This window comes from Azohydromonas australica DSM 1124 (assembly GCF_000430725.1).
GTDB lineage: Bacteria > Pseudomonadota > Gammaproteobacteria > Burkholderiales > Burkholderiaceae_C > Azohydromonas > Azohydromonas australica.
Genome location: NZ_AUMO01000023.1, coordinates 101868 through 126070 on the forward strand (window position 1 = coordinate 101868; position 24203 = coordinate 126070).

Sequence of the window (24203 nt, forward strand, 5' to 3'; positions counted from 1 at the left end):
CAAGGTCACCTCAAGCTCAGCAGGTAGGCGGCGATGTCGCGCGCCTGTTCGTCGGACAGCCCGAGATTGGGCATGGCGGTGCCCGGCTCCACGGACGGCGGGTCCTTGAGCCAGCGCACGAGGTTCTGCGGCGTGTTGGGGATCTCGCCGGCAATGAAGGTGCGGCGCGAGAAGAAGTTCAGCGGCGGCGCGAGCTTGCCGTCGGCCGCGCGCACGCCCGGCACCGTGTGGCAGCTGCCGCAGCCCATGTCGCGGATCAGCACCGCGCCGCGCTGTGAGCGCTGCGCCAGCTCGGTCCACGAGCCCGGCGCAGCGACCGAATTGCCCGCGGTCTGCTGCTGCACGACCGCGGTCTGCCCGGGGCCGCAGCCCCCCGCCAGCAGCGCCACCGCCAGCGCCGCCGCGAGCCCGCAGGCATGAAGCGCGTTCATCGGATCCTCTCGCACAGCGGCAGCCACAGCTGCGCCATCGCGTTCCATGCCAGCCCGGCCACGAACAGCGCGCTCACCACCACGCCGACCGCGGCCAGGTAGTCCGGCCGGTCGTTGGCATGGATCTGCGTGATGCCCTGGTTGCGCGAGGCCCGCCAGGCTTTCCACGCGCAGCCCAGCGCTGCCAGCGCCATGGCGATGCAGGCGATGGCGACGAGGGCCTGCACGATCTGCACACCGCCCTTGGACAGCGCACCCCAATGCGGCGTGCCGGCCATGCAGGCGCTGCCCGAAACGAACCAGCCCAGCGCGAGCTGCGCGGCCCAGGCCAGCGGCCCGCCCAGCACGCCGAACCACACCCACCATGCCGGCCGCGGCCAGACGTTGTGCGTGTGCAGCGCCTCGGGAGACATCGAGGAGGCTTCGGCCATGGCTCAGCTCCTGTGCAGGTTGGGCAGCACGTACAGCAGCGCCACCACCAGCACCCACACCGTGTCGACGAAGTGCCAGTACAACCCGGCGTTGTGCAGCGGCCGGTGCGGAGGCTTCTCCTTGCCCTCCAGGTCGGGCAGGAACAGCACGTAGCTCAGCATCAGCAGCCCGACGATGAGGTGCAGCGCGTGGAAGCTGGTGATGGTGTAGAAGATGGACGCATAGGCGTCGGCGCTGGGCTTGAGCTTGCGCAGGTGCTCGCGGTACTCCGACACCTGGATCGCGATGAACACCAGGCCCAGCACGATGGTGCCGCCCAGCCACAGCCGCGCCCGGGCAGTGTTGCCTGCCTTGGACGCCTGCTCGGCCTTCCACAGCACCGCGCTGCTGGTCAGCAGCACCAGGAGCATCGCGCTGGCCTTGAGCAGCTTGGGCGGCTCGTCCAGCGGCCACTGGCTGTTGAGCGCGCCCAGGTAGAAGTAGGCGAAGAACAGCGCCACGAACAGCATCGCCTCGGTGGCGATGAACCACAGCATCGAGGCGCTGCCGCGCCGGTCGTCCCAGGACAGCGCCGCGATGGGCGGGCGTACCAGACTCGAATCCGCGCTTGCGCTCATGCCCGCACCTCGCCCTTCTTTTCGGCCTCCGGCCACAGCCAGAACGCGGCCACCAGCGCGGTGAGCAGCACCGCGCCCAGCGCCACCCACATCGCCTTGACCAGCACCGCGAAGCACAGCGCCGTCAGCGCCAGCGCGGCCAGCAGCGGCATGAGCGTGTCTTCGGGCATCTTGGAGATCGCCCGCACGCGCGCGTCGAGCCCGCTGGTGGCCAGCGTCAGCCGGCCTTGCGACAGGATGCGCTCGCCCCCGGGGTCATGCTCCTCCTCGTGCGCGTCCCACAGCGGGTGGCGGCTCGTCACGGTGGGAATGTGCACCGAGCCGTAGTGCGCCGGCGGCGACTCGGTGGACCACTCCAGCGAATCGGCTTTCCAGGGATTCTTGCCGGCCGGCAGCCCGCGGTGGCGGCTGACGATGCAGTTGACCAGCGTCACCAGCAGCCCCGCGGCGAACAGGAAGGCGCCCAGCGTCACGAGCAGGTTGTTGGTGTCCCAGCCCATCGAGCCCGGATACGTGTAGATGCGCCGCGGCATGCCCGCCAGGCCCAGCAGGTGCATGGGAAAGAAGCCCAGGTTAAAGCCCGTGAACATCAGCCAGAAGCTCCAGCGCCCGGTGCGCTCGTCGAGCAGCCGCCCGGTCATCTTGGGCACCCAGTGGTAGAGCGCGCCCACCACCGGGAAGACGTTGGCGCCAATGAGCACGTAATGCAGGTGCGCCACGACGAAGTAGGTGTCGGTGAGCTGCCAGTCGAAGGGGATCAGCGCCGTGACCACGCCGTTGAGACCGCCAATGACGAAGAGGGCGATGAAGCCGATGACGAAGCGCAGCGCCGTCGTCATCACCGGGCGTCCGAGCCACAGCGTGGCGATCCAGGCGAAGACCTGCACGGTGCTGAAGACGGAGATCGTCATGCTCGCCGCGGCGAAGAAGCTCATGGAGAGCTGGTTCATGCCGGTGGCGAACATGTGGTGCACCCACACGCCCATGCCCACCACGCCGGTGAGCACCGTGGCCAGAGCCACCCAGGTGTAGCCCACAATGGGCCGGCGCGCGTACACCGGGATCATCATCGAGATCATCCCGGTGGCGGGCAGGAAGATGATGTAGACCCACGGGTGGCCGAAGAACCAGAACAGGTGCTGCCACAGGAAGGCCGAGCCGCCGTGCGTGGTGTCGAAGAAGTGCATGCCCCAGTTGCGGTCGAGCAGCAGCATCACGCACGCGGCCGTGAGCGAAGGCAGCGCCAGCACCGACAGCACCGAGATCGTGCCGGTGGAGTACATGAACAGCGGCATGCGGCTCACCGCCATGCCCGGCGCGCGCAGCCGCCAGATCGTCACCAGGAAGTTGATGGCCCCGGCCGTCTGCGAGATCGTCAGGAAGATCAGCGCAATGGCGTAATAGTCCATGTGCAGCCCGGGCGAGTACTTGTCGTTGGTGTAGGGCACGTACGCGAACCAGCCGCCGTGCGGCGCCTGCCCGATGAGGATGCTGGTGTAGAGGAAGATGCCCGACAGCAGGAAGGCCCAGTAGCTGAAGGCGTTGAGCCGCGGCAGCGCCATGTCGCGCGCGCCTAGCATCAGCGGGATGAGGTAGTTGCCAAAGCCCGAAAGAATCGGCGCGGCGTACCAGAAGATCATCGTCACGCCGTGCATCGTGAAGATCTGGTCGTAGGCCTCGGGCGGCAGCAGCCGCAGCTCCGACTGCGCCAGTTGCAGGCGCATCAACAGCGCCTCCCCCCCGCCTAGCAGAAGAAACACCAGTGCCGTGACGATGTAGCGCTTGCCTACCGTCTTGTGGTCCACCGTGGCCAACAGGCCCCACAGCGTCTTGGGCGTGGACCACAGCGCATCGAGCGTCTGCTCCACCGTCGGCCTGGATACTGTCGGCATGATGGGTTTGGACAAATGTTTTAAAGAGCAATTGCAATCAGCGTTCCCCGTCGGTGCTCGCTGGCGGCCTTTGCGATGCAGCAACGGCGTGCATCGTCTCGGCTTGCAAGCCGTGTCATATTTGCACCAATGTTTTCAAACCGCCGTGCAGCTTCGGAAGACGTGCACGATGCGAAACGCCATGGCGCGCCGTGCAATGCGGCGGTGGGGCGTCCGCCCGTGCCGGACCCGTGCGGTACGGCCGCACTGCCGCCGAACGACCGCACAAAATGGCCGGCCCGCGTCCCATCAGGGAGGCGGGCTCCGGCCAATTGCCAGCGCCCGCGCACGGAGCAGGCGGGCGTCGGCGGTGAAGCGGGCTTACGCGGCCGCGGCCATGCGCCGGCACTCCTCGGCGCAGCGGCGGCACGCCTGTGCACAGGCCTGGCAGTGGTCGTGCTGGTGCTTGGCGCACTCGTCACCGCAGGCCTGGCACACGTCGGCGCACTGGCGGCAGATCTGGGCCGCGAACCGGCTGTCGCGCGACATGTAGCCGGCGGCCAGGCGGCAGATGGCGGCGCAGTCCATGTCCAGGGCAATGCAGCCGGCCATCATCTGCACGTCCTGCTCCTGCAGGCAGGCGCTGGCGCAGTGGTCACAGGCGTCGGCGCAGTCGTTGCAAGCCTGGACGCAGGATTGGTACTTTTCGTGGGCCATGACGGGTCTCCTGAAAGCGCCCCGGCGAGCGCATCCCGATGGACGGCCAGGTGCTCGAAGGCGCGAGCCAGGTGGACGAGTCGCTGATCACCGGCGAGAGCCTGCCCGTGGCGCGCCACGAGGGCGACCGGGTCACCGACGGCGCGGTCAACGGCGAGGGCCTGCTGCTGGTGCGCACCACGGCGCTGGGCGCGGAATCGACGCTGGCCCGCATCATCCGGCTGGTGGAGTCGGCCCAGGCGCGCAAGGCGCCGATCCAGCGCCTGGTGGACCGCGTCAGCGCCGTGTTCGTCCCCGCCGTCATCGCCATCGCGCTGGTCACGGCGCTGGCCTGGGGCTTCACCGTCGGCGACTGGCAGGCGGCGATCCTCAACGCCGTGGCGGTGCTCGTGATCGCCTGCCCCTGCGCGCTGGGCTTGGCCACGCCCACGGCGCTGATGGCCGGCACCGGCGCGGCCGCGCGCCACGGCATCCTGATCAAGGACGCCGAGACCCTGGAGGTGGCGCACGCGGTGCGCACCGTGGCCTTTGACAAGACCGGCACGCTCACCAAAGGCAAGCCCGAGCTGGTGGCGCACGAGGCGGCCGATGGCGACGCGCGCCGGCTGCTGGCGCTCAGCGAGCACCCGCTGGCGTACGCAGTGACGGCCGCGGCCGAGCGTGAAGGCTTGGCCGTGCCCGCCGCCACACAGGTGCGCGCCGTCTCCGGCCGCGGCATGGCCGCCAGCGCGGATGGTCGCGAGCTGCGCCTGGGCAGTGGACGATTCATGCAGGAGCTGAAGGTGGACGCCGCGGCGCTGGCCGCAGAGGGCCGTACCGTGTCCTGGCTGGCCGACGTGACCGACGGCCCCCGGCTGGTCGGGCTGCTGGCCTTTGGAGACCGGCCCAAGGCGACGGCGCGCGGTGCGATCCAGGCGCTGCACGCTTTGGGCGTGCGCACCGTGCTGGTCAGCGGCGACAACGCCGGCAGCGCGCAGGCCGCGGCGCGCGCGCTGGGCATCGAGGAGGTGCGGGCCGAAGTGCTGCCCGAGCACAAGGCGCAGATCGTCGGCGAGCTGCAACAAGCCGGGAGGCGCGTGGCGATGGTCGGCGACGGCATCAACGACGCACCGGCGCTGGCCGCCGCGGATGTGGGCATCGCCATGGGCACGGGCACCGACGTGGCCATGCACGCGGCGGGCATCACGCTCATGCGCGGCAACCCCGCGCTGGTGGCCGATGCGCTCGACATCTCGCGCCGCACCTACGCCAAGATCCGCCAGAACCTGTTCTGGGCCTTCGTCTACAACGTGGTGGGCATCCCACTGGCAGCGCTGGGGTTGCTCAACCCCGTGGTGGCCGGCGCGGCGATGGCCTTCAGCAGCATCAGCGTGGTGACCAACGCGCTGACGCTGCGGCGCTGGAAGGGCAGCGCACGTTGACGCAACCGCGGCGCGAAGGTACGGCCGTTGCCTGAGCCTGGCCAAGGCGGAGACTTCCATGGCCCACACGCACCACCACGGCAGCGACAACGAGCGCGCGCTCAAGGCCACGCTGCTGCTGACCACGGGATTTCTCGTGGCGGAAGTCGTCGGCGGCTTGCTAGCCGACAGCCTGGCGCTGCTGTCCGACGCGGCGCACATGTTCACCGACACGGCGGCGCTGGCCATCGCGCTGGCGGCCACGCGCGTCGCCCGGCGGGCGGCCGATGCGCGCCGCACCTTCGGCTACCACCGCTTCGAGATCCTGGCCGCGGCCTTCAACGCCGTGCTGCTGATCGTGGCCGCGGCCTACATCCTGTGGGAGGCGTGGCAGCGCCTGCACGCGCCGGCGGCGGTGGAGTCGGGCCTGATGCTGTGGATCGCCGTGGCCGGCCTGGCAGTCAACCTCATCGGCATGCGGCTGCTCTCGGGCGGCAAGGAGTCGAACCTCAACGTCAAGGGCGCGTACCTGGAGGTGTGGAGCGACATGCTGGGCTCGCTGGGCGTGATCGCCGGCGCGCTCGTGATCCGCTTCACCGGCTGGGCCTGGGTGGATTCGGTGGTGGCGGTGGCCATCGCGCTGTGGGTGCTGCCGCGCACCGGGCAACTGTTGCGCGAGAGCCTGAATGTGCTGCTCGAAGGCGTGCCCGAAGGGCTGGACCTGGGCGAGATCGAACAGGGCTTGCGCGGCATGGAGGGCGTGGCCGACGTGCATGACCTGCACGTGTGGTCGATCGCCAGCGGCAAGGCCAGCCTGAGCGTGCACGTGGTGTGCACGCCGATGGCGCAGGACGGTTTCGCGCTGATGCACCGCGTGCGCGAGCTGGCTGCGCGGCGCTGGGGCCTGCACCATGCCACGGTTCAGGTGGAGCAGGAGCCCTGCGAGCAGGCCGACGCGCCGCATGCGTATGGTCCGACCACCGACGTCCACGCAGGCCACGCGCACTGAGCAGGAGGAACGCACGGGCCGCACGCCCTGACTTCCATCGAGCCCGCGCCGGGCCAAAGCTGCCCGTCCCGGCCCCCTGAGGCTCAGGCGCGCGGCGATACTCGACGGCCCGGCCGCTACACGCCCCAGACGATCGGATGATGGGCGGTTTCGGCGCGCTTCATCATGTCCAGCAGCGGCCACACACGCTGGCGCAGGCCGACACCCTCGTGCACCGGCAAGCGGTGCCCTTCGGCGGCGGCCTCGGCCTGCGCCCTGGCCTGTTCAGCCTCTTCCACGAGCACCGCCTGCTCCAGCGCGGCGCGCAGCGCCGGCATGTCCGCGACTTCGAAAATTCCCTGGGGCGCCGGCTCGCGCCCCAACAGCCGCAGTAACTGGTCGCCGTTCGGGCCGAGCATCACCACGTCGCCGGCCGCTTTGGACTTGAACTTGTAGAGCATGGTCTGGCCTGTCGTCGAGTTGGAATGGATCCTGGCATGCGCCCAGGCGGCGCTGACCGCGCTTGGGCGCATCCGCAGCGGACATCAGCGCTGCTGCGTACCGTGGCCAGGTGCCGACGCCGGGGTCGTGACGGCGCCCGCCTGCGTACCGGCCTTTGCCGGCTTGTCGACGACGGCATGCTCCTGCGCAGCGGCCCGGGCCACCGGCGGCTTGCCTGCCTTGTTGCCGCCGGCTGGCGTGCCGGACGCCACCGACTGTGCCGGCACCGCGGCAGCCGGACCCGGGGTAGACCGAGCAAGGCCCGGGCTACTCTGTGCCACGGCAATCGGAACCAGGAAAGCAGCCAGGCTCAGCCCGCTGAGCCAGCGCACTAGCGGCTTCGGGCACGCAGGGCGATCGGTGTTAACAGTCATGGCAAGGTCTCCTTTATGTGCGGGCCCTCGGCGGTTGCGCGGTGCATGGCCGGGGCACGTTGCAAGCGAATCAAGGCAAGCGGGACACCCATGAGCCTCGCCTCGGCAGCGTCAGCGCCGCCCGAGGTGGTTCTTGACGATCAACTTGATGGCGGCATCAGCGCCTGGCGGTGATGCGGCCGTCAGTGGCTTGCGGAGCCAGGACCCACATGCGTCCAGACAGTGAACCATCCCGCGGCTCATGTGCATTTGTACAAATTAACTGCAAGGAATGCCAACAGGCTCACAGGGCAGCCCGCTGCCCGGCCAGCGCTAGGGCTTGGCAACCGGCTCAGCCTGCCGTCGGCCGAGCTCCTGTAGCGTCCGCAGCGTCAAGCTGCGATGCCAGCGTACACGCCCGTGCTAGCAGGCCCTCGCGCCGCAGCGGTGATTCGACGGTGCGCGCCATGGCATCCGCGACCAACACCAGGCGGCGCTGCAGCGCCTGCCGGCGCGAGGGCTCTGCCGTGCAGGCAGCCAGCGTTTCGAGCGTGTGCAGCAGACGCGTGAAGACCTCGACGTCACCGCGCGCGTGCTCAGTGATGGCATCCAAGGCCAGCGCCGCCAGGGCCTCGAAATCCGGCCCGCGGGCCACCACGCGCAACCCTTGCTCGTCGCTGCGGTACGGCGACGGTGCATGGCGCCCCACCAAGCGCACCAGCAGCGCGCACAGGTGATCGATGCACATCACCGCCGTGGTGGGGTCGTTGATGCCGGGCGACAGGGCCTTGAGCGCCACGTCCACGATCTGCTGCACGCCATAGGGCGCGTCCTGGTGCACGGTGCGCTGCGGCTGCAGGGAAAACAGCCGGCACAGCGCGCGGGCATCGGTGGCGTCGAGCGGCTCGGTGCCGCTGACCTGCGCCAGCGGCCGATCCTGGATCACGAAGTCGCCGATGCAGTGGGCCAGTTGCACCACGCGTTGGCGCTTCACGGCGAAATCAAGCAACCCGGCATCGTCCACGCCCACCAGATAGCCTGTTGCGGGCGCCGCGACCTCGCACCAGCGCTGCGGCAGCCTCCCCTGCCAAGCTTCTTCTGCGGGCAGATCCTTGCCCACTGCCTGCGGAAACAGCCGGTCGATGGCCTGGATGGTGTCGCCCGCGATGCGCTCCAGGATGGAGGACACCTGGATCGCCGTGGCCACGTGGTGGATGAAGTAGATCAGCATCGCCACGCCGAATAGCGCCAGCACCACGCCGCCCATCACCGCCAGCGAGGGTAGGAAACCGGGACCGTCGTCGTCGCTGCGCACCGTGCGCAGCACCACCAGGCAGTAGGCGAAGATGCCCACGAACACGCCCAGCACCAGTTGCGTCGGGCGGTCGCTCATGAAGTTGCGCAGCACCCGCGGTGAGTACTGGCTCGACGCCAACGACAGCGCCACGAGCGTCATCGAGAACACCACGCCGGCCACCGTGACCATCGACGTGGCGATGGCCGAGAGCATGCTGCGCGCGCCGTCGGTGCCGGCCCCGAACAGGCGCGGCCAGCGCGCTGCGAGGTCGGCCTCGACCCAGCCGTGCGACTCCACCAGCAGCACTGCCAAGGCCATGCAGCCGGCCACGACCAGCGTCGGCACGAACCACAGGCTCGCCTGCAGGCGCAGCCACAGCTCTCGGATCGGACTCATTGCGCGGCACCTGGGGCAACCCTTGCGCCCGCGGTATGCGCCTGGTCGGTCTTGACGTGCACGCCGGCCGCCCAGGACAAGACAAGCCCCCTGCGACCGGGGCCGGCCACTACGATGAGCGGCTGCGGCTTGCTGGACCAAGCCGGCGCCGCGTCGGCCTGTCCGATCAACGCGCTTCGTGCGGCGGACCGCGCGTCAAGGCAGGACCCTGAACGTGCTGATGCCGGGGAATTGGGCGGCTTCCTTTTGCAGCCCGATGACCTGCGACACCAGCGTCAACACTTGCATCGACTGGCTGCTGGCAGCCACGTAGTAGGTATGGCCGAGGTAGCTCAGCGACACGCTGTCGCCGGGTACTTGCCCCGGACCTTCAGCGCCAAGCCGTTGGATTTCGAAGATCCGGTTTCCGGGCTCCCCGGCAGTCGATATATCGCCAGGCTGCCCGGAACCTGGCAGTGCCTGCCTGCTCAAACTGCCCAGATACTGAATCATGGCTTCCGTAGAGCGCAGCGTGATGATGGCGTTGCGCAACCCCCTCTGGCCTGCATCGGAGTGATCGGGAACTGTGTACAACAGATCACGCGCCTCCTTGTCCAGCTTGTTCCCATACATGAACCCGGCCTGCCCGACATGACCACCTGTATCGTCCGGAATACCTACGCACGGCGGTGAGGCAGGTTGGCTGACCATGTCGAGAATGACCCTGCTGAACAGCAGATAGGGGCGATAATGGCGCGATTTTTCAGAGGATTGGTTATCCGACTCCTGCGGTTCGAAATAGATTTCCCCATCTTGGCTGCCTTTTATGGAGGAGAGCTCATCAACGCTCACGGCCGGACCGTAGGCCCTCTTCCTGGTTTCCATGCGCACCCTCAGGTCGCAAGCGCCCAACCTGTCCACCAGATGTTCGAACTCAGCAAGGGACGCCTGGGCGTGCGGATCGTTGGCATAGCGCCGCCGGGCAACGCCCTGTGCATCCACGATGAGCACGTCCTGCACAAAGAGCTTGAGGATCGTGACGGGCGACCAACCCTGGCGACGCAAATAGTAGCCAAAAATACCCGGTGGCACGGGGCTGAGAAAACCTCGCATGAATTCCCGGCTGTCCTGCACCGAAATATTGTAATTGGGTCTCTGCGGTGTGAAGTTCAGTCCAAGGGATTTTCCGGTTGAGGGGTCGAAAGGCAGGGTCAGATCGGCCGAAACCTGTCCAGCACCCAGCGGGCCGACCAGCTGATCCAAGCTGGTGAAATACAAAGGCTTGCCCTGCGCCGCACGGATGATGTTGAGCAACAGCACCCGATTCTGGCTGTCCTCCACGGCCCTATTGGCTTCCAGGGCCTGGTCCGCAATATTTCCGGGTGTCGCACACGCAGCCAGCGCCAGGGCCATGGCGAGCACTGCGCCAAGGCGAGTGGCCGACAAGCGCCTCATCGTGTCTTTGCTTGATTTCATCAGGAGCCCTTGTCGTTTCTCTGTGCCTCTTGTTCGTACTTGAAATGGCCGAGCACGCGCAGCGTCAGATAATTCATGGCGCTCAGTACGACAGCGATCTCATAGCGTCCGTAAGCCACCGCAGCCGCAACGGCCCCTGTATTCCAGATGCTCGCTGCCGTCGCGGTGCCATGGACCGTCGCACCGGACTTGAGGATGGCGCCGCCGCCGATGAAGCCGATGCCCGTCATCAAGCCTTGGACCAGCCGTGACTGCGCCTCCGGGGAATCCTCGAACAGCCCTTCGGCGAAGAGCATGTAGCCGCAGCTCGCCATCGCGACGAGCGGAAACGTACGCAGCCCGGCGCTGCGGGCCGCCTTCTCGCGTTCGAATGCGATGGGCAGGCTGAGCACGTAAGCCAGCAGCAGTTGTGCCGAGACCCGCAGCACGGTTTCCCAATCGAACGAAGGAAGCATCCCTGCCCTTTCCACGCTGCACGGCAACCGCGCCGGTGAAACTGCTGCGTATCGATGCCGACTTTCGCGGGCTGTGTCGGCAGGTCCTCGTGAGCTGCCTTTTCTCAACGCCTGCTCACCCGCACGGCGCTCAAGCAAGGCATGTACCTCGGACATGCAGCCCGGACGTACGCCGGCAGTGCCGAACGCCGCAGTGCGGCGCGGGCACAGGCACGCATGCTGCTCGGCTACGGTGACCGCAACCGGGAGAGAGCCATGCCGTACAGCCTCAAGGAGCTCGATGGTTTCGCGCTGGTGGCGCCCGATGGCGAGATCGGCCACGCGAAGGAAGCGTATTTCGACGACGGGCACTGGACGATCCGCCATCTCGTGGTCGACACGGGGGGCTGGCTGACGGGGCGCAAGGTGCTGGTCTCGCCGCATGCCGTGCGGCGCATCGACCACGCCCGGCGTTGCATCGAGGTGGCACTGGAGCGCGGACAGGTCGAGAGCGCACCGGACGTCGACACTGCGCGCCCGGTGTCGCGCCAGCACGAGATGGCGATCTACGACCACTACGGCTGGCCGTACTGGTGGAGCGGCGGCTCGCTGTGGGGCGTGAGCGCGCTTCCAACGCTGGCCGGCACGGTGCTGGCGCCACCGTCGTCCGGTGCCGGGCTGCCTCCCGGCATCGCGGAGCAGATGCGGGCACAGCGTGCCGACGACGACCCGCACCTGCGCAGCAGCGCCGAAGTCACCGGCTACCACATCGAGGCCAGCGACGGCAGCATCGGCCACATCGACGACTTCGTGTTCGATGAGCGCTCCTGGAGCATCGCGTTCGTGGTCGTGGACACAGGGCACTGGCTGCCCGGCCGGCAGGTGCTGATCGCACCGCGGTGGATCGAGCACATCGACTGGGGCGAACGGCGCGCCCAGGTAAGGCTGTCCCGTGCGGCGGTGGAATCCAGCCCGCCGTACCAGCGTGGCGCGCCACTGCGGGAAGAACAGTTCCTGCGCGTGCAGCGCCACTTCGAGCGCTCGGAATAAGGACACGGCACGCAACTGCGTGGAGGCCCGACATGTTCTTCGACGGCTGGATGCCACTGGCACGCATCCTCGTCCTCGGCACGCTGGCCTACGCGGCCCTGGTGCTGCTGCTGCGCGTCACGGGCAAGCGCACGCTGTCCAAGCTCAACGCCTTCGACCTGATCGTCACGGTGGCGCTGGGCTCGACGCTGGCCACCGTGCTGCTGTCCAAGGACGTGGCGCTGGCCGAAGGGCTCACGGCGCTGGCGCTGCTCGTCCTGCTTCAGGGCGCGCTCACCTGGCTGTCGGTGCGCTCGCCGCGCGTGAGCCGGCTGGTCAAGTCCGAGCCCAGCCTGCTGTTCCTGGAGGGCCGCTTCCTGCAGGGCGCCATGAAGCGCGAGCGGGTCACGGAGGACGAGCTGCGCTCGGCCGTGCGCCAGCAGGGCATCGGGCGCCTGGAGGAGGTCGCCGCCGTGGTGCTGGAGACGGACGGCAGCCTCAACGTCATCCGTGCGCCCGTGGACGGCCCGCGCACGGCGCTGGCGCACGTGCAGGGCGCCCAGGCCGAGGCCCGGCGCCACTCCGTGCCCCGGACCGATCCCTCCTGAGGCTCCACGCCATGTCCGCGCCCCGGCCTGCCCCGCCCGCCCCGGACGACGAGGCCGTGGAGGCCGAGCGCGCGGACCTGCTGCACCGCGTGGCCGACCTGCTCGACACGCCGATGCTGGTGCTGAGCTTCGTCTGGCTGGCGCTGCTGGTGCTGGACCTCACGCGCGGGCTGCCGCCGCTGCTGCAGACGGCCAGCACCGTGATCTGGGCCGTGTTCGTGGTGCATTTCCTGGTGGAGCTCACCATCGCGCCGCACAAGCTGCGCTACCTGCGCACGCACTGGCTCACGGCGGTGTCGCTGCTGCTGCCGGCGCTGCGCGTGTTTCGCCTGGCCCGGCTGCTGCGCGCGGCGCGCGGCGTACGCCTGGTGCGGGTGGTGGGCTCGCTCAACCGCGGCATCCGCGCGCTGAGCGCGAGCTTCGGACGGCGCGGCTTCGGCTACGTCGTGCTGCTGACCGCGCTGGTGACCTTCGCCGGGGCGGCCGGCATGTACGCCTTCGAGAGCGAGGTCAAGGGCGGCCTGCGCAGCTACGGCGAGGCGCTGTGGTGGACGGCGATGATGATGACCACCATGGGCTCGCAGTACTGGCCCGAGACGCCGGAGGGCCGGGCGCTGTGCGTGCTGCTGGCGCTCTACGCCTTCGCGGTGTTCGGCTACGTCACGGCGACGCTGGCCACTTACTTCGTCGGGCGCGATGCCGAGAGCGAGGAAGGCGAGCTGCCCAGCGCGCAGGCGATCGAGGCGCTGCGGCGCGAGGTGGCGGCGCTGCGCGAGGAGCTGGCGCGACAGCGGCGGTGACCTAGGAGCCAGGCCGCCACCGGGGCTTCTCAGCCCTGCTGCGGCGGCTGGCGCTGGATGCGCAGCGGCGGCAGGCCCACGACTTCGAAGGTGGCCGAGGCCAGCCCGATGCCCGCGGCGTCCAGCGCAGCCAGCACCTCGCGGCTCATCGTGTCCTTGAGGCCGCGTACGCCATGGTCACGCGCCAGCAGCCGCACGGTCAGCTCCAGCCAGTTGTCGGTCAGCCGCCAGTACACGCGCGGCTCGAAGTCGGCGGGACTCACGTGGTACTGATGCTGCAGCCGCTCGCGCAACTCGGAAGGCATGTCCTCGGCGCGCACGGCATGCTTGCGCGCGGCTTCCAGCAGGATGGCCTCGGCCCGCGCGCGGTCGTCGCGGTAGGCAATGGGCAGTGTCATCTCTTCCCAGATGAAGGGGAACTCGCGCGTGTAGTTGTAGATGGGCTCGTCGAAGATCTTCGAGTTCGCCACCGTGACGATGCGGCCGGTGAACTGGCGGCTGCGTACCCACATCGCCGGGTCGGCGCCCTGCACGGCCGGCGGCTGGCCCATCTCCATGATGGTGGTCTGGATGAAGCCCAGCGCCACCACGTCGCCGCGCACGCCGCCCATGGTGATGCGGTCACCCACCGTGAAGTTCTTCCCGCGCAGGATCACGAAGTAGCCCGCCAGCGAGGTGACCACCTTCTGCAGCGCAAAGGCCAGGCCGGCGGTGACCAGGCCCACCGCGGTGGTGAGCGTTCCGGGGTTGTCGAACCAGATCGACAGCACGCCTACCAGTCCGACGACGGCGATGAGCAGGCTGCGGCCCTGGCGGGCCCAGAAGCGCACGCGCTCGCGGCGCGCGCCGGCGTGGGTGGTGAGCGCGCGGATGAGCGCGCCCAGCGCCACGCCGAGCAGCGCCAGCACGGCAATCAGTATCAGCGTGAGCAGCAGCTTGTGGCCGGTGACCTCGTTGATGCCGACCAGACGGATGCCAAACAGTTGCATCGTGAACCCCACGGTGGACGCCCTGGAAGGCAAGCACGGTTCCCATGCCCGGGACGTCGTGGCACCAAGCGCCGGTGGCGCAGGCTGGCCGCGCGCTTAACGTCAGGGCTCTTGCATCAGGCCACCCGGGTAGCTCACACCAGTGCCGACGCTGCGTTGCAGGCGCGCCCATCGAAGGCGCACCGATTGCCCGCGCGCGGACCTGCAATTCCCGGAGCTGTGCCATGGCCCGCTTGTCCCGACGCATCTTTCTCCAGGTCAGCGGCGCCGCCGCGCTCGTGCCCGGCGCGGCCGAGACGGCCCAGGGGCCGGCTTTGCCCGCGCCGGCTGCCGCGCCGGCGCCCTCAGGGCCTGCAGCCGGCGACATGTACCTGTTCTTCAATGCGCCCGAGGCCGCCTTCATCGAGGCGGCGGTGCAGCGGCTGATCCCGCCCGACGAGGTCGGACCCAGCGCGCTGGAGGCCGGCGTGCCAGGCTACCTGGACAAGCAGATCCACGGCGCCTGGGGCGCCGGCGAGCGGCTGTACCGCGCCGGCCCTTGGCAGCCGGGCCTGCCCACGCAGGGCTACCAGCTGCCCTTCACGCCGGCGGAGCTCTTTCGCACCGCGCTGCGCGGCATCCGCGAGGACCTGCAGAAGAACGGCCGCCCGGCCTTCGAGCAGATGGACGGGGCGCAGCAGGACGAATACCTGACGCTGCTGCAGACTACCCAGCGCGACCTCGCCGGCGTGCCCTCGGACGTGTTCTTCGAGTCGCTGCTGGGCATGACTATCGAGGGCTATTTCTGCGACCCGGTGTACGGCGGCAACCGCGACATGGCGGCGTGGCGGATGATCGGTTTCCCCGGCGCCTACGCCGCGTTCTACGATCTGGTGGACCGGCACGGCGTAGCCTTCGCCGCCACGCCGCGCAGCCTCTCGGAGCAGGCGGGCTAGGTGCACGTGCATGCCAACATCCCGGCCACCGCGCCGGCCCGGAGCACGCCGGCCACGCCTCCTTCGGGCCACCGCCACGGGGGGCGCTGACATGGCCGCCACCCGTCTGCCCGAAGCCGATGCTGTCCTGCTGGGTGTGGGCTTGGTGGGCTCCATCCTGGGGCGCGAGCTCACGCGCGCCGGGCTCAAGGTCGTGGGGCTGGAGCGCGGCGAGCCGCGCTTCACGGTGCCCGACTTCCAGGGCACGGTCATGCACGACGAGTTGCGCTTCGCGGTGCGCAAGGCGCTGATGCAGGACAACACGCGCGAAACGGTCACCTTCCGCAACACCGACGCGCAGGTGGCGCTGCCGATGCGGCGCTGGGAGAGCTTTCTGCCCGGCACCGGGCTGGGCGGCGCGGCGGTGCACTGGAACGGCCAGACCTACCGCTTCCAGGACACCGACTTCCAGTGGCGCAGCCGCATCGTGCAGCGCTACGGCGAGAAGTTCATCCCGGCCGACCTGCTGGTGCAGGACTGGGGCGTCACGGCCACGGAGATGGAGCCGCACTACGACCGCTTCGAGTACCTGCTGGGCGTCAGCGGCCACGCCGGCAACCTGCAGGGGCGCAAGCTCGACGGCGGCAATCCCTTCGAGGACCCGCGCTCGCGCCACTACCCCACGCCGCCGATGAAGGAGCCCTACGGCTCGGCCATGTTCCGCAAGGCCGCGGCCTCGCTGGGCTACCACCCGTACCCACAACCTTCGTCGAACCTCAGTCAGCCCTACACCAACCCCGAGGGCCTGCAGCTGAACACCTGCATGTTCTGCGGCTATTGCGAACGCTTCGGCTGCGAGCACTACGCCAAGGCTTCGCCGCAAACGGTGCTGCTGCCGGTGCTGCTCAAGGACAAGAACTTCACCCTGCGCACGCAGTGCCAGGTGCTGCGCATCAACCTCGACAAGGCCAAGAAGCGCGCCACTGGCGTGACCTACGTCGATGCGGCCGGGCGCGAGTTCGAGCAGCCGGCGCGGCTGGTGATCGTGGGCATGTTCGCGCTCAACAACGTGCGAATGCTGCTGCTGTCGGGCATCGGCATGCCCTACGACCCGGCCACGGGCCGGGGTGTGGTCGGGCGCAACTATGCCTACCAGACCATGAGTGCGGTGCAGGTTTTCTTCGACGGGAGCGTGAACATCAACCCCTTCATGCGCTCGGGCGCCTGTGGCACGGTGATCTCCGACTTCGTCAGCGACAACTTCGACCACGGCCCGCCGGGTTTCGTCGGCGGGGCCTACGTCGGCGAGGTCATGAGCCACGGCCGCCCCATCGAGTTCCACCCCACGCCGCCGGGCACGCCGGCCTGGGGCTCGGCCTGGAAGCGCGCCGTGGCTGAGCACTACAACCACACCTGCGTGCTCAACGTGCACGGCAGCTCCAGCGCCGCGCCGCAGAACCACCTGGATCTGGACCCGACCTACAAGGACGCCTGGGGCCTGCCGCTGCTGCGCATGACCTTCGACTTCCCCGCCAACGACCTGAAGATGTCGGCCTACATCACTGGCAAGGCCGAGGAGATCGGCCGCGCCATGGGCGGCAAACTGGTGGAGGGCAGCCCGCGCAAGGGGCCCTACACCAGCACGCAATACCAGACCACGCACAACACCGGCGGCACCGTGATGGGCACCGACCCCGCCACCAGCACCGTCAACCGCTTCCTGCAGAGCTGGGACGTGTCTAACGTGTTCGTGATCGGCGCCTCCAACTTCCCGCAGAACGCGTCCTACAACCCGACCGACACCGTGGGCGCGCTGGCCTACTGGAGCGCGGATGCCATCGTCAACCGCTACCTGAAGGCCCCCGGGCCGCTCGTGTCATGAAACGCGCCCTGCCCGTACTCGTTGCAGCGCTGGCACTGCTGGGCGGCTGCGGCCGCCGTGACGCGCAGGCGCCCGACAGCGCGGCGCCGGCCTCGGCGGCTGCGTCGGTCTCCGCGCCCGCCTCGGCTGCCAGCCCGGTGGGTGCGGCCAGCGGGCCGATCCTGGCGCCGATGGCCGATGCGCGACCCACCGACGCCCAGCGCAGCGCCGGCGCCCAGCTCGCCAGCAAGGGCGGCGGCGGCGCCGTGGCGGCCTGCTCCAGCTGCCATGGCGCGCAGGGCGAAGGCAACGCGGCCGGGGGCTTTCCGCGCATCGCCGGCCAGAGCTACGGCTACCTGCTGCACGAGCTTCAAAGCTATGGCGACGACAGCCGCCAGCACCCCGTGATGGGGCCCATCGCCAAGGCCATGACGGCCGAGCAACGCCAAGCCGGCGCGGCCTATTACGCCTCGCTGGCGGCTTCGGCCCCGGCCGCCACGGCGGGCGCTAGCACCCCGGGTACGGCGGCAGGCGGGCGCGGGCGGCAGCTCGCCACGGTGGGCGAGCAGTCGCTGCGACTGCAGGCCTGCGCCAACTGCCATGGCCCCGACGGCCTGGGCCAGGGGCGCCTCTTCCCCTACCTGGCCGGGCAGCACGCGGCCTACCTGCAAGGCACCCTGGCCGCCTGGCGCGACGGCATGCGCCGCAACGACCCCAGCGGGCAGATGCCACTGGTGGGCAAGGCGCTCAGCGACCAGGACGCCCAGGCCGTAGCGGCCTACTACGCCACGCTACCGCCGCCCACCCGCCCGCGCGATGTCAAGCCCGCGACGGCGGTAGCCGCAGCCGCCAGTGCCGTGGTGTCGGGCCCGCGCGGCGCCAGCGCCGCCGGCGGCGAGCAGGCCATGCAGGGCAAGGGCAGTGAGCAGGGCACGCCGGTCATGGGCGGCGCGCAGGGACCCGGCGGGGGCGGCAGCCGGCCGTAGTCCGCAGACAAAACCGCCCAGGGCGCAGATGGGCGGCCGGGCTCATCGCGCGCGGGTGGGCCGTGTCGCGGCCAGCGGCACCGCAAACAGTGCCAGGAACAGCAGGTTCACGCTCACGTTGAGCCAGACGCCGGCCCACAGCGACAACAGCGTGCCCGGCACGAACCAGGCCAGCACGGACAGCGCGATAGCCCGCCAGGCGCTGCGCGAGCCCCGGGCGTAGGGCCCGCGCACGACCAGCAGCAGCAAGGCTGCCCAGCCCGTCATGATCGCGCCTATGACGGCGTGCACGAACAAGAGGTAGCCCAGCACCGGCGCGCCCAAGCGGCCCAGGACATCGGGGTTCACGAAGACCAGCAGCGACATGCCCCGCAGCACCAGCTCCGGTGCGAGAAATGGGGCCAGACCCATCGCCAGCATGGCCGCGATGAGCACGGTCAACCATGCCAGCCAGAAGGCTGAAGGCACACCCGTGGAGCCCTTCACCGGCATGGCGGTGCCTCGTGCGTCAAGCCAGGGTGCGATAGCGGCTGCACGCTGCTCGACGGTATGTCCATTGCTGTTTCCTTGTCCCTGCAACCTTACTCAGGAGCCGGACATAAGCAGCAACCAGCAGCAACGGAAGCCATCGACCAGCGGCACACAGGGCAACCAGCAGAGCCAGTCCACCGGCCAGGGGCAACACCCGCCCGGCATGACCCGCACCGGGCCCGCCGGCGACCCGACGGGCACCCCGACGAATGAGCGCCAAGGCAACAACCAGGGCGGCCAGCGCAGTGACCAACACAGCTGAGCACGGTCCGACGATGGCGCGTGGCCACCGCGCCGGGCCGCCATGGCTTCAGCGCCTGAAACCCGTGATGGCGGCTTCCACCATCCCTTCGGCACTGCCTCGCTCCCGGTATTGGGCACGCAGGTATGAGGCGTGGTTGCCGACTTCAGTGAGCTCGCGGATGAGCTCCAGCGCTACCTGTGAGCCCAGCGTGTCGGCATGCGGCGCCAGCCGCTGCAGCGTGGCCTGCATGTCCTCGCGCAGCGAGCGTGACGCATAGACCTTGGGATCGACCAGCGTGCCATCCAGGCCGAAGCGGCAGGCCTGGAAACGGTTGTAGTTGTAGACGAGGTTACTCCTGCTCCGCGGGCGGCGCCCCTTGTGCCAGGAGCTGCCGCTGGCATGCGCCAGCGCCGTGACGCACGCCACCTTGACCAGTGAGCGCAACACGACCACCGTCAGTGCCAGCCCCACGCCGGCCGCGACGCGGTGCCATTCGAGGGTCATGACGGTGTAGGTGAACAGCGCCACCGCCAGCAGGTCTCCCAGCGCGCCGAAGTTGCGCTGCGTCTGCGTCAGCGCGATGCGCCGGTGGCGCGCCACCAGGCCGAGGCTGGCGTCGTGGGCATTTCGGCCTTCGGCAACGCCGCGTACTTTGGCGTGATTCGCGTGCCTGCCACGGCTGCGGGCTGGCTGTGGTCGGGCGTTGCCGTGGTCCTGGCCAGCGCCCTGGCCGGTGGAGTCTTCGCGCGGCTGCTGCATGCCTCGTTGACCGGTACGCAGGGCCGTATCGCGCCGTGGCGGCGGCATCCGGTGGCTTTCGCCGGTGCATGCGGGCTGGCCATCGCCGGGCTGGGACTGGCCAGCGGCGGTACCAGCTGGGGCAGCGGCTACGAGTACACCCGAGGCCTGCTGGGAGGGCTCCGGCGATGTCCCGGCCTGTACGTGCTGTTCCGCTTCGGCGACGTGGCTGGCGGCCTGGTCCGGCGTGCCAAATGGCATCTTTGCCCCGTCGCTGGTCATCGGCGCGGGCATCAGCCATGACATTGCGCTGCTCTGGGGCCCGCAGACCAATGCGGCGCCGCTGGTCGCGCTGGGCATGGCCGCGTTCCTGGCCGCAGTGACTCGCGCGCCGATGACGGCCTTCATCACCTTCATCATCGTGATGGAGATGGTGGACGGCCACGCCATGGTGCTGAGCCTGATGGCGGCCGCGCTGGGTGCCAGCCTGGTGTCGCGCTGGATCGGCCATCCGCTGTACGAGTTGCTCTCGCTGCCCTACATCGAGCGCGCCGGATGCTTGTCGCCTGCAGCGCCGCAGGCGCGGCCTGCATGCTGTTGATACTGGAGTCGTGCCCCGCAGGCCGTGGAGGTTCCGCGCGATGCACGCCTGCAGCGTGGGCCGAGGTCCGCCGAACCGCTTCGGGGTGTGTCGTTTGCTGCCACCAGGGCTTGCGCGTTGCCAGCAGCACAGCCATGGACAAGGATCAGGAAGAGGCCGACAAGGTCGAGGAGCAGACGACACCGCGTACCCCGGTGATCTACGAAACCGTGCGCCGCCTGGGCGAACAGGAGATGGCGCGGCCGGCCGTGTCCTTGTGGTGGTCGGGGCTGGCGGCTGGGTTGTCGATGAGCTTTTCGCTGCTGGCGCAGGCGGTGCTGCGCCAGCACCTGCCTGAGGCGCCGTGGCGCGAGCTGGTCATCGCGCTTGGCTACCCCGTGGGCTTTTTGATGGTGGTGATGTCGCGCCAGCAGCTCTTCACGGAAACCACCATCACCGTGCTGCTGCCGCTGCTCCAGCAGCCCGACCGCCACAAGCTGGCCAGCGCGCTGCGCATCTGGAGCATCGTGCTGGTGGCCAACTTGGTTGGCACGCTGCTGGCGGCGCTGTTTTTCGCGTTCACGCCAGCGGTCGATGACGCACTGCGCCTAGCTATGCTGGAAACCAGCCGCCATGCGATGCGGCATGACGCGCTGGCCCTGGGCGTGCAGGGCATCACCGCGGGCTACCTGATGGCGGCGATGGTGTGGCTGATCCCGGCAGCCGGGGTGGCACAGTTTCACGTCGTCACGCTGATGACTTACCTGATCGGCGTCGGCGGCTTCGCCCATATCATCGCCGGCAGTGCCGAAGCGTTCCTGTTGCTGCTCACGGGCGAGCTCGACGCGCTGGACATGCTTGTGCGCTTCACGCTGCCCGTTCTGCTGGGCAATGTGATTGGCGGCACCGCGTTGTTTGCCCTGATCTCGCATGCCCAGGTGATGAAGGAAGTCTGAAGGCCGCTCTGGGCACGGCCGCTTTCTTCCAGCCCCTACCGTAAACCCATCGTTGCGGTCCGTCACGCGCGCCCGCATCGCATTGCATCCGTGCATCCCATGCTCGATATCGCCGCCATCTGCCTCGTGGTCACGGCCCTGCTGGCCTACCTGAACCAGCGCTTTGTCGGGCTGCCCACCACCATTGGCGTCATGGCCGCCGCGCTGCTGCTGTCGGTGGCGCTGATCGGGGTGGACCTGCTGGGCTGGCTGCCCGGACTGCGGGACTTCGAGGCTTCCCTGATGGCCTCTATCGACTTCTCGGATGTGCTGCTGCAAGGGATGCTGTCGCTGCTGTTGTTCGCTGGCGCACTCCACATCGACCTGAGCGAGCTGCGCCGCTATCGCTGGCAGATCGCGGCGCTGGCGGTGGGCGGCACGCTGCTGTCCACGCTGGTGGTGGGCGTCGCGCTGTGGGCAGTGCTGCCGCTGGCGGGCTGGCAGCTGCCGCTGCTGAGCTGCCTGCTCTTCGGCGCGCTGATCTCGCCCACCGACCCGATCGCGGTGCTGGGCATCCTCAAGTCCGCCGGCGCGCCGCGTGACGTGGAACTGGTCATCGCCGGCGAGTCGCTGTTCAACGACGGCGTGGGCGTGGTGATCTTCGCGCTGCTGCTGGGCATCGCCGCCAGCGGCACCGTGCCGACCGCGGGCGAGGTCGGCCTGTTGTTGCTGCACGAGGCCGGTGGGGGCCTGGCCTTGGGCCTGGCGCTCGGCTGGGCCACCTTCGTGCTGCTGCGCAGCATCGACCACTACCAGGTCGAGGTGCTGCTGACGCTGGCCATGGTGGCCGGCGGCTCCTCGCTGGCGGCGCACCTGCACGTGTCGGCACCGCTGGCGATGGTGGCGGCCGGCCTGGTGGTGGGCAACCACGGCCGGGCGCTGGGCATGTCGGACAAGACCCGGCACCACGTGGACCTGTTCTGGGAACTGATCGACGAGATCCTCAACGCGGTGCTGTTTGTGCTGATCGGGATGGAGGTGATCCTCATCTCCTTCGGCCCGGGCAGTTGGGGCGCGGTGGCCGTCGCCATCGCCGTCACGCTGCTGGCGCGCAGCCTCACGGTGGGCCTGCCGGTGGCGCTGGCGCCGCGCTGGTTCAAGCTGCCCGGCGGCTCGCCCTGGGTGCTGACCTGGGGTGGTCTGCGCGGCGGCATCTCGGTGGCGCTGGCGTTGTCAGTGCCCGAGAGCGGCGGGCGGGAGCTGCTGGTGCCGCTGACCTACGCGGTGGTCGTGTTCTCCGTGCTGGTGCAGGGCCTGTCCATCGGCAAAGTGGTCAAGGCTTCCGTGTGCCAGTCCACCCCCAACCCTGCGGGCGACCGCGAAAACCGCAGCGATCCGGTCCGGCCAGCGACCACCGGCCACCCGAGTAGTAGTCGTCCCGGTAGGTGACAGGCATCAAGCAACGACACCCCATGTGCGCCAATGCCTCGGCCCGTCCAGCCCTGCAAACCTTTGTCCTGCTCCTTGGGTATGGCGCAGGCGAATGCCGGAGATGGGCGGCATGCGTAAGGACGTACCGCGCGATGCTTGTCGCACGCCCGCACCGCAGTGCGGGCAGCGACTCACCAGACGAGCTGATCACATCCCGCGATCAGCGCGCTGCCGCATCAGGCGGTTCATTCGCCTGGGCACTGCGCGCTTACCGCTGTGGCACGATCGCAGCGGTGGCAGGCATTTCCTCCAGGCCGGTGATTTCCTCAGCGCTGCTACCACCAGCGACTCTTGTGGGAACGGCGTCGTCACTTCCGGCCAGCAGCCGGCGCCAATCGGCAAAGTCAGCTTGGGCCATGGAGCGGCGGCCTCTGCGGCCGCCAAGCGCGGCATGGCGCCCAGGTCGATGCGGCTATCCACGCCGGCATAGAGGTCGTGGTCGCCAAAGACTGCCTGCAGCGCCTTGAGAGTGGACTTGCCGGGGCAGTGACCAGGGGCCGTCCAGCCGACGTGATAGGTGTCGTGCATCAGCGTGGCGATGCGGGCGATCTCCTCGTCTTGGCCACCACCAGGCGCAGGTCGCCCACCACCAGCGCGATGCGCGGGTTGATCTTCAGGGCTGTCTCCAGGATGCGATCGATGCCCGGGTATGCGCAGCCCACCACGATCACCAAGCCGTCGGGCGTGTCCAGCACAAGCGAGAGATCGCGCAGCTCCAGCGTGCCGGGCTTGTCCGACACGAGCGCAATGAGATGAACGCCGGGGGCGATCTCGGTGGCCTTGTCGATGAGCTTGAAGTGCCCCTGCGGCCATGCTGCACCGAAGCGTAGCGTCTCGGGCGGCTGGCCGCCGAAGTAGCGCCGCTCGGCCGGCAATGACTCGTCGCGCCGGTAGGAGCTTGACGGCAGGTCCGCGCCGTAGACCCCGAAGCCTTCCTTGGGCGCGTAGATGCTCACGTTCGGGTTGACGCGCAGCACGTAGGCCAAGCCGCCCATGTGGTCGCCGTGACGGTGCGACATCACCACGAAGTCCAGCTTGGAAAGGTCCACGCCCTTGGCGCGCGCGTTGGCCCCCAGCTCCTCGGCGGAGTTGCCGGTGTCGAAGAGGATGCGCCGCCCGCCGGCCTCGATGAAGGCGCTGTAGCCTCAGTCCTTGTGCAGCGCCGGGTCGCGGCCGAAGGCGTCGTAGAGCACGGTGATGCGCGCCGGTGACGGGGTGGCATCAGCGCCCGGAGCGCGCCACGGCACTGCCTGTGGACGAGCAGCCGCACATCAAGCTGGCCATGGCCAGCGTGAAACATGACATCAACGCGGTGATCTTCATGGGTTCCTGCACAGCAGAGCAAGACCGCCATACCGGCCGTGGTCAACCGCGGGCACTACTGTTGGATGCCAGCAGCACGTTGCACCGAAACAGCCACGGCGATCCAGAACAACGGGGCGGCTGGATCGACCGCAGGCGCGATGACCAGCAACCAGACCGACGCAGCCTGCCACGTGTCCTGATGATCGTGTTTCGGCGGCGCCGTGGCGCATCAAGGACACTGCCCTGCTGAAAGCACCAAGCGGCCCTCACGGTCACGAATTGGCATTGCAGGTTATGAGC

27 protein-coding genes and 1 pseudogene are annotated in these 24203 nt (G+C 69.0%); 14 read left to right on the top strand and 14 right to left on the bottom strand.

Annotated elements, in window-relative coordinates:
* Window positions 1-5 precede the first annotated feature (5 nt).
* The 5 genes from H537_RS50290 to H537_RS0102110 all read right to left on the bottom strand — a co-directional run bounded on the left by H537_RS50290 (window position 6) and on the right by H537_RS0102110 (window position 4068).
* Window positions 6-431 carry a c-type cytochrome gene (locus tag H537_RS50290; RefSeq protein WP_028996585.1) on the bottom strand — a complete coding sequence of 142 codons (426 nt, stop codon included), beginning with the start codon at window positions 429-431 and terminating at the stop codon, window positions 6-8.
* Window positions 428-862 (bottom strand): hypothetical protein, encoded by a 435-nt coding sequence (locus H537_RS0102095; RefSeq protein WP_028996586.1) that lies wholly within the window; start codon window positions 860-862, stop codon window positions 428-430. The genes H537_RS50290 and H537_RS0102095 overlap by 4 nt, the downstream gene beginning before the upstream one ends.
* Window positions 863-865: 3 nt before the next feature.
* On the bottom strand, window positions 866-1480 hold the full coding sequence (locus H537_RS0102100) for a cytochrome c oxidase subunit 3 (protein WP_051241582.1): 615 nt from the start codon (window positions 1478-1480) through the stop codon (window positions 866-868).
* Window positions 1477-3372: a cytochrome c oxidase subunit I gene (gene ctaD, locus H537_RS0102105; RefSeq protein WP_051241583.1), complete on the bottom strand. Its 1896-nt coding sequence runs from the start codon at window positions 3370-3372 to the stop codon at window positions 1477-1479. The genes H537_RS0102100 and ctaD overlap by 4 nt, the downstream gene beginning before the upstream one ends.
* A 360-nt stretch (window positions 3373-3732) precedes the next feature.
* A complete protein-coding gene (locus H537_RS0102110; RefSeq protein WP_028996589.1) occupies window positions 3733-4068 on the bottom strand; it encodes a four-helix bundle copper-binding protein in 336 nt (111 codons plus the stop codon).
* Between the two features lie 17 nt (window positions 4069-4085).
* Here H537_RS0102110 and H537_RS40595 point away from each other — a divergent pair.
* Window positions 4086-5489: pseudogene (locus H537_RS40595) on the top strand (heavy metal translocating P-type ATPase); the annotation flags it as partial.
* Between the two features lie 58 nt (window positions 5490-5547).
* A complete protein-coding gene (locus tag H537_RS0102120; protein WP_028996590.1) occupies window positions 5548-6477 on the top strand; it encodes a cation diffusion facilitator family transporter in 930 nt (309 codons plus the stop codon).
* 116 nt (window positions 6478-6593) lie between these two features.
* On the opposite strand, the gene H537_RS0102125 is transcribed toward H537_RS0102120, so the two are convergent.
* From H537_RS0102125 to H537_RS0102145, 4 genes are all read right to left on the bottom strand, one after another.
* Entirely contained in the window at window positions 6594-6917 is a 324-nt protein-coding gene (locus H537_RS0102125) for a DUF1840 domain-containing protein (protein ID WP_028996591.1), read from the bottom strand.
* Between the two features lie 745 nt (window positions 6918-7662).
* A complete protein-coding gene (locus H537_RS40605; protein WP_051241585.1) occupies window positions 7663-9003 on the bottom strand; it encodes a DUF2254 domain-containing protein in 1341 nt (446 codons plus the stop codon).
* 195 nt (window positions 9004-9198) lie between these two features.
* The gene (locus tag H537_RS0102140) at window positions 9199-10395 is read right to left on the bottom strand and encodes a hypothetical protein (protein WP_156901318.1); all 1197 of its coding nucleotides are present in this window, start codon (window positions 10393-10395) and stop codon (window positions 9199-9201) included.
* A 62-nt stretch (window positions 10396-10457) separates the two neighbouring features.
* The gene (locus tag H537_RS0102145; RefSeq protein ID WP_028996593.1) at window positions 10458-10913 is read right to left on the bottom strand and encodes an MgtC/SapB family protein; all 456 of its coding nucleotides are present in this window, start codon (window positions 10911-10913) and stop codon (window positions 10458-10460) included.
* Window positions 10914-11168: 255 nt separating this feature from the next.
* On the opposite strand from H537_RS0102145, the gene H537_RS40610 reads away from it, so the two are divergent.
* Genes H537_RS40610 through H537_RS0102160 form a run of 3 tightly spaced genes read left to right on the top strand, consistent with a single transcriptional unit; the run spans window position 11169 to window position 13329 of the window.
* On the top strand, window positions 11169-11942 hold the full coding sequence (locus H537_RS40610; RefSeq protein ID WP_043458074.1) for a PRC-barrel domain-containing protein: 774 nt from the start codon (window positions 11169-11171) through the stop codon (window positions 11940-11942).
* A 32-nt stretch (window positions 11943-11974) separates the two neighbouring features.
* Window positions 11975-12529 carry a DUF421 domain-containing protein gene (locus H537_RS40615; RefSeq protein ID WP_051241587.1) on the top strand — a complete coding sequence of 185 codons (555 nt, stop codon included), beginning with the start codon at window positions 11975-11977 and terminating at the stop codon, window positions 12527-12529.
* A gap of 11 nt (window positions 12530-12540) precedes the next feature.
* On the top strand, window positions 12541-13329 hold the full coding sequence (locus H537_RS0102160) for a potassium channel family protein (RefSeq protein ID WP_028996594.1): 789 nt from the start codon (window positions 12541-12543) through the stop codon (window positions 13327-13329).
* A gap of 29 nt (window positions 13330-13358) precedes the next feature.
* Here the strand turns inward: H537_RS0102160 and H537_RS0102165 are convergent, their stop codons facing one another.
* The gene (locus H537_RS0102165; protein WP_028996595.1) at window positions 13359-14318 is read right to left on the bottom strand and encodes a mechanosensitive ion channel family protein; all 960 of its coding nucleotides are present in this window, start codon (window positions 14316-14318) and stop codon (window positions 13359-13361) included.
* A gap of 224 nt (window positions 14319-14542) precedes the next feature.
* Here H537_RS0102165 and H537_RS0102170 point away from each other — a divergent pair, with 224 nt between their 5' ends.
* The 3 genes from H537_RS0102170 (at window position 14543) to H537_RS48770 (ending at window position 18079) form a co-directional block, all read left to right on the top strand.
* Window positions 14543-15253: a gluconate 2-dehydrogenase subunit 3 family protein gene (locus tag H537_RS0102170; RefSeq protein WP_028996596.1), complete on the top strand. Its 711-nt coding sequence runs from the start codon at window positions 14543-14545 to the stop codon at window positions 15251-15253.
* A gap of 91 nt (window positions 15254-15344) precedes the next feature.
* Window positions 15345-17114: a GMC family oxidoreductase gene (locus H537_RS0102175; protein ID WP_028996597.1), complete on the top strand. Its 1770-nt coding sequence runs from the start codon at window positions 15345-15347 to the stop codon at window positions 17112-17114.
* Window positions 17111-18079 (top strand): c-type cytochrome, encoded by a 969-nt coding sequence (locus H537_RS48770; RefSeq protein ID WP_051241589.1) that lies wholly within the window; start codon window positions 17111-17113, stop codon window positions 18077-18079. Before H537_RS0102175 ends, H537_RS48770 begins: the two co-directional genes overlap by 4 nt.
* Before the next feature lie 42 nt (window positions 18080-18121).
* On the opposite strand, the gene H537_RS0102185 is transcribed toward H537_RS48770, so the two are convergent.
* Complete coding sequence (locus H537_RS0102185; protein ID WP_156901321.1) at window positions 18122-18520, bottom strand: hypothetical protein; 399 nt, start codon at window positions 18518-18520, stop codon at window positions 18122-18124.
* On the opposite strand from H537_RS0102185, the gene H537_RS52245 reads away from it, so the two are divergent.
* Window positions 18507-18872, top strand: a complete 366-nt coding sequence (locus H537_RS52245) for a hypothetical protein (RefSeq protein ID WP_156901323.1) — start codon at window positions 18507-18509, stop codon at window positions 18870-18872. The genes H537_RS0102185 and H537_RS52245 overlap by 14 nt on opposite strands.
* 48 nt (window positions 18873-18920) lie before the next feature.
* Here the strand turns inward: H537_RS52245 and H537_RS40630 are convergent, their stop codons facing one another.
* The gene (locus tag H537_RS40630; protein WP_051241591.1) at window positions 18921-19454 is read right to left on the bottom strand and encodes a glutamate-cysteine ligase family protein; all 534 of its coding nucleotides are present in this window, start codon (window positions 19452-19454) and stop codon (window positions 18921-18923) included.
* Between the two features lie 18 nt (window positions 19455-19472).
* Between H537_RS40630 and H537_RS55335 the strand changes: the two genes are divergently transcribed.
* The 4 genes from H537_RS55335 to H537_RS40640 all read left to right on the top strand — a co-directional run bounded on the left by H537_RS55335 (window position 19473) and on the right by H537_RS40640 (window position 22556).
* Entirely contained in the window at window positions 19473-19895 is a 423-nt protein-coding gene (locus tag H537_RS55335; protein WP_051241593.1) for a chloride channel protein, read from the top strand.
* Window positions 19840-20193, top strand: a complete 354-nt coding sequence (locus H537_RS55340) for a chloride channel protein (protein ID WP_028996600.1) — start codon at window positions 19840-19842, stop codon at window positions 20191-20193. The genes H537_RS55335 and H537_RS55340 overlap by 56 nt, the downstream gene beginning before the upstream one ends.
* 134 nt (window positions 20194-20327) lie before the next feature.
* Window positions 20328-21128 (top strand): formate/nitrite transporter family protein, encoded by an 801-nt coding sequence (locus H537_RS0102200; RefSeq protein ID WP_028996601.1) that lies wholly within the window; start codon window positions 20328-20330, stop codon window positions 21126-21128.
* A gap of 99 nt (window positions 21129-21227) precedes the next feature.
* Entirely contained in the window at window positions 21228-22556 is a 1329-nt protein-coding gene (locus H537_RS40640; RefSeq protein WP_064735885.1) for a cation:proton antiporter, read from the top strand.
* A 189-nt stretch (window positions 22557-22745) separates the two neighbouring features.
* Here the strand turns inward: H537_RS40640 and H537_RS52250 are convergent, their stop codons facing one another.
* Together H537_RS52250 and H537_RS48785 are read right to left on the bottom strand one after the other, a co-directional pair.
* Window positions 22746-23126 carry a hypothetical protein gene (locus H537_RS52250; protein WP_156901325.1) on the bottom strand — a complete coding sequence of 127 codons (381 nt, stop codon included), beginning with the start codon at window positions 23124-23126 and terminating at the stop codon, window positions 22746-22748.
* Window positions 23126-23728 carry an MBL fold metallo-hydrolase gene (locus H537_RS48785; protein WP_084150315.1) on the bottom strand — a complete coding sequence of 201 codons (603 nt, stop codon included), beginning with the start codon at window positions 23726-23728 and terminating at the stop codon, window positions 23126-23128. Before H537_RS48785 ends, H537_RS52250 begins: the two co-directional genes overlap by 1 nt.
* A gap of 122 nt (window positions 23729-23850) precedes the next feature.
* Between H537_RS48785 and H537_RS52255 the strand changes: the two genes are divergently transcribed.
* On the top strand, window positions 23851-24153 hold the full coding sequence (locus H537_RS52255) for a hypothetical protein (RefSeq protein WP_156901327.1): 303 nt from the start codon (window positions 23851-23853) through the stop codon (window positions 24151-24153).
* The last annotated feature ends 50 nt before the right edge of the window (window positions 24154-24203 follow it).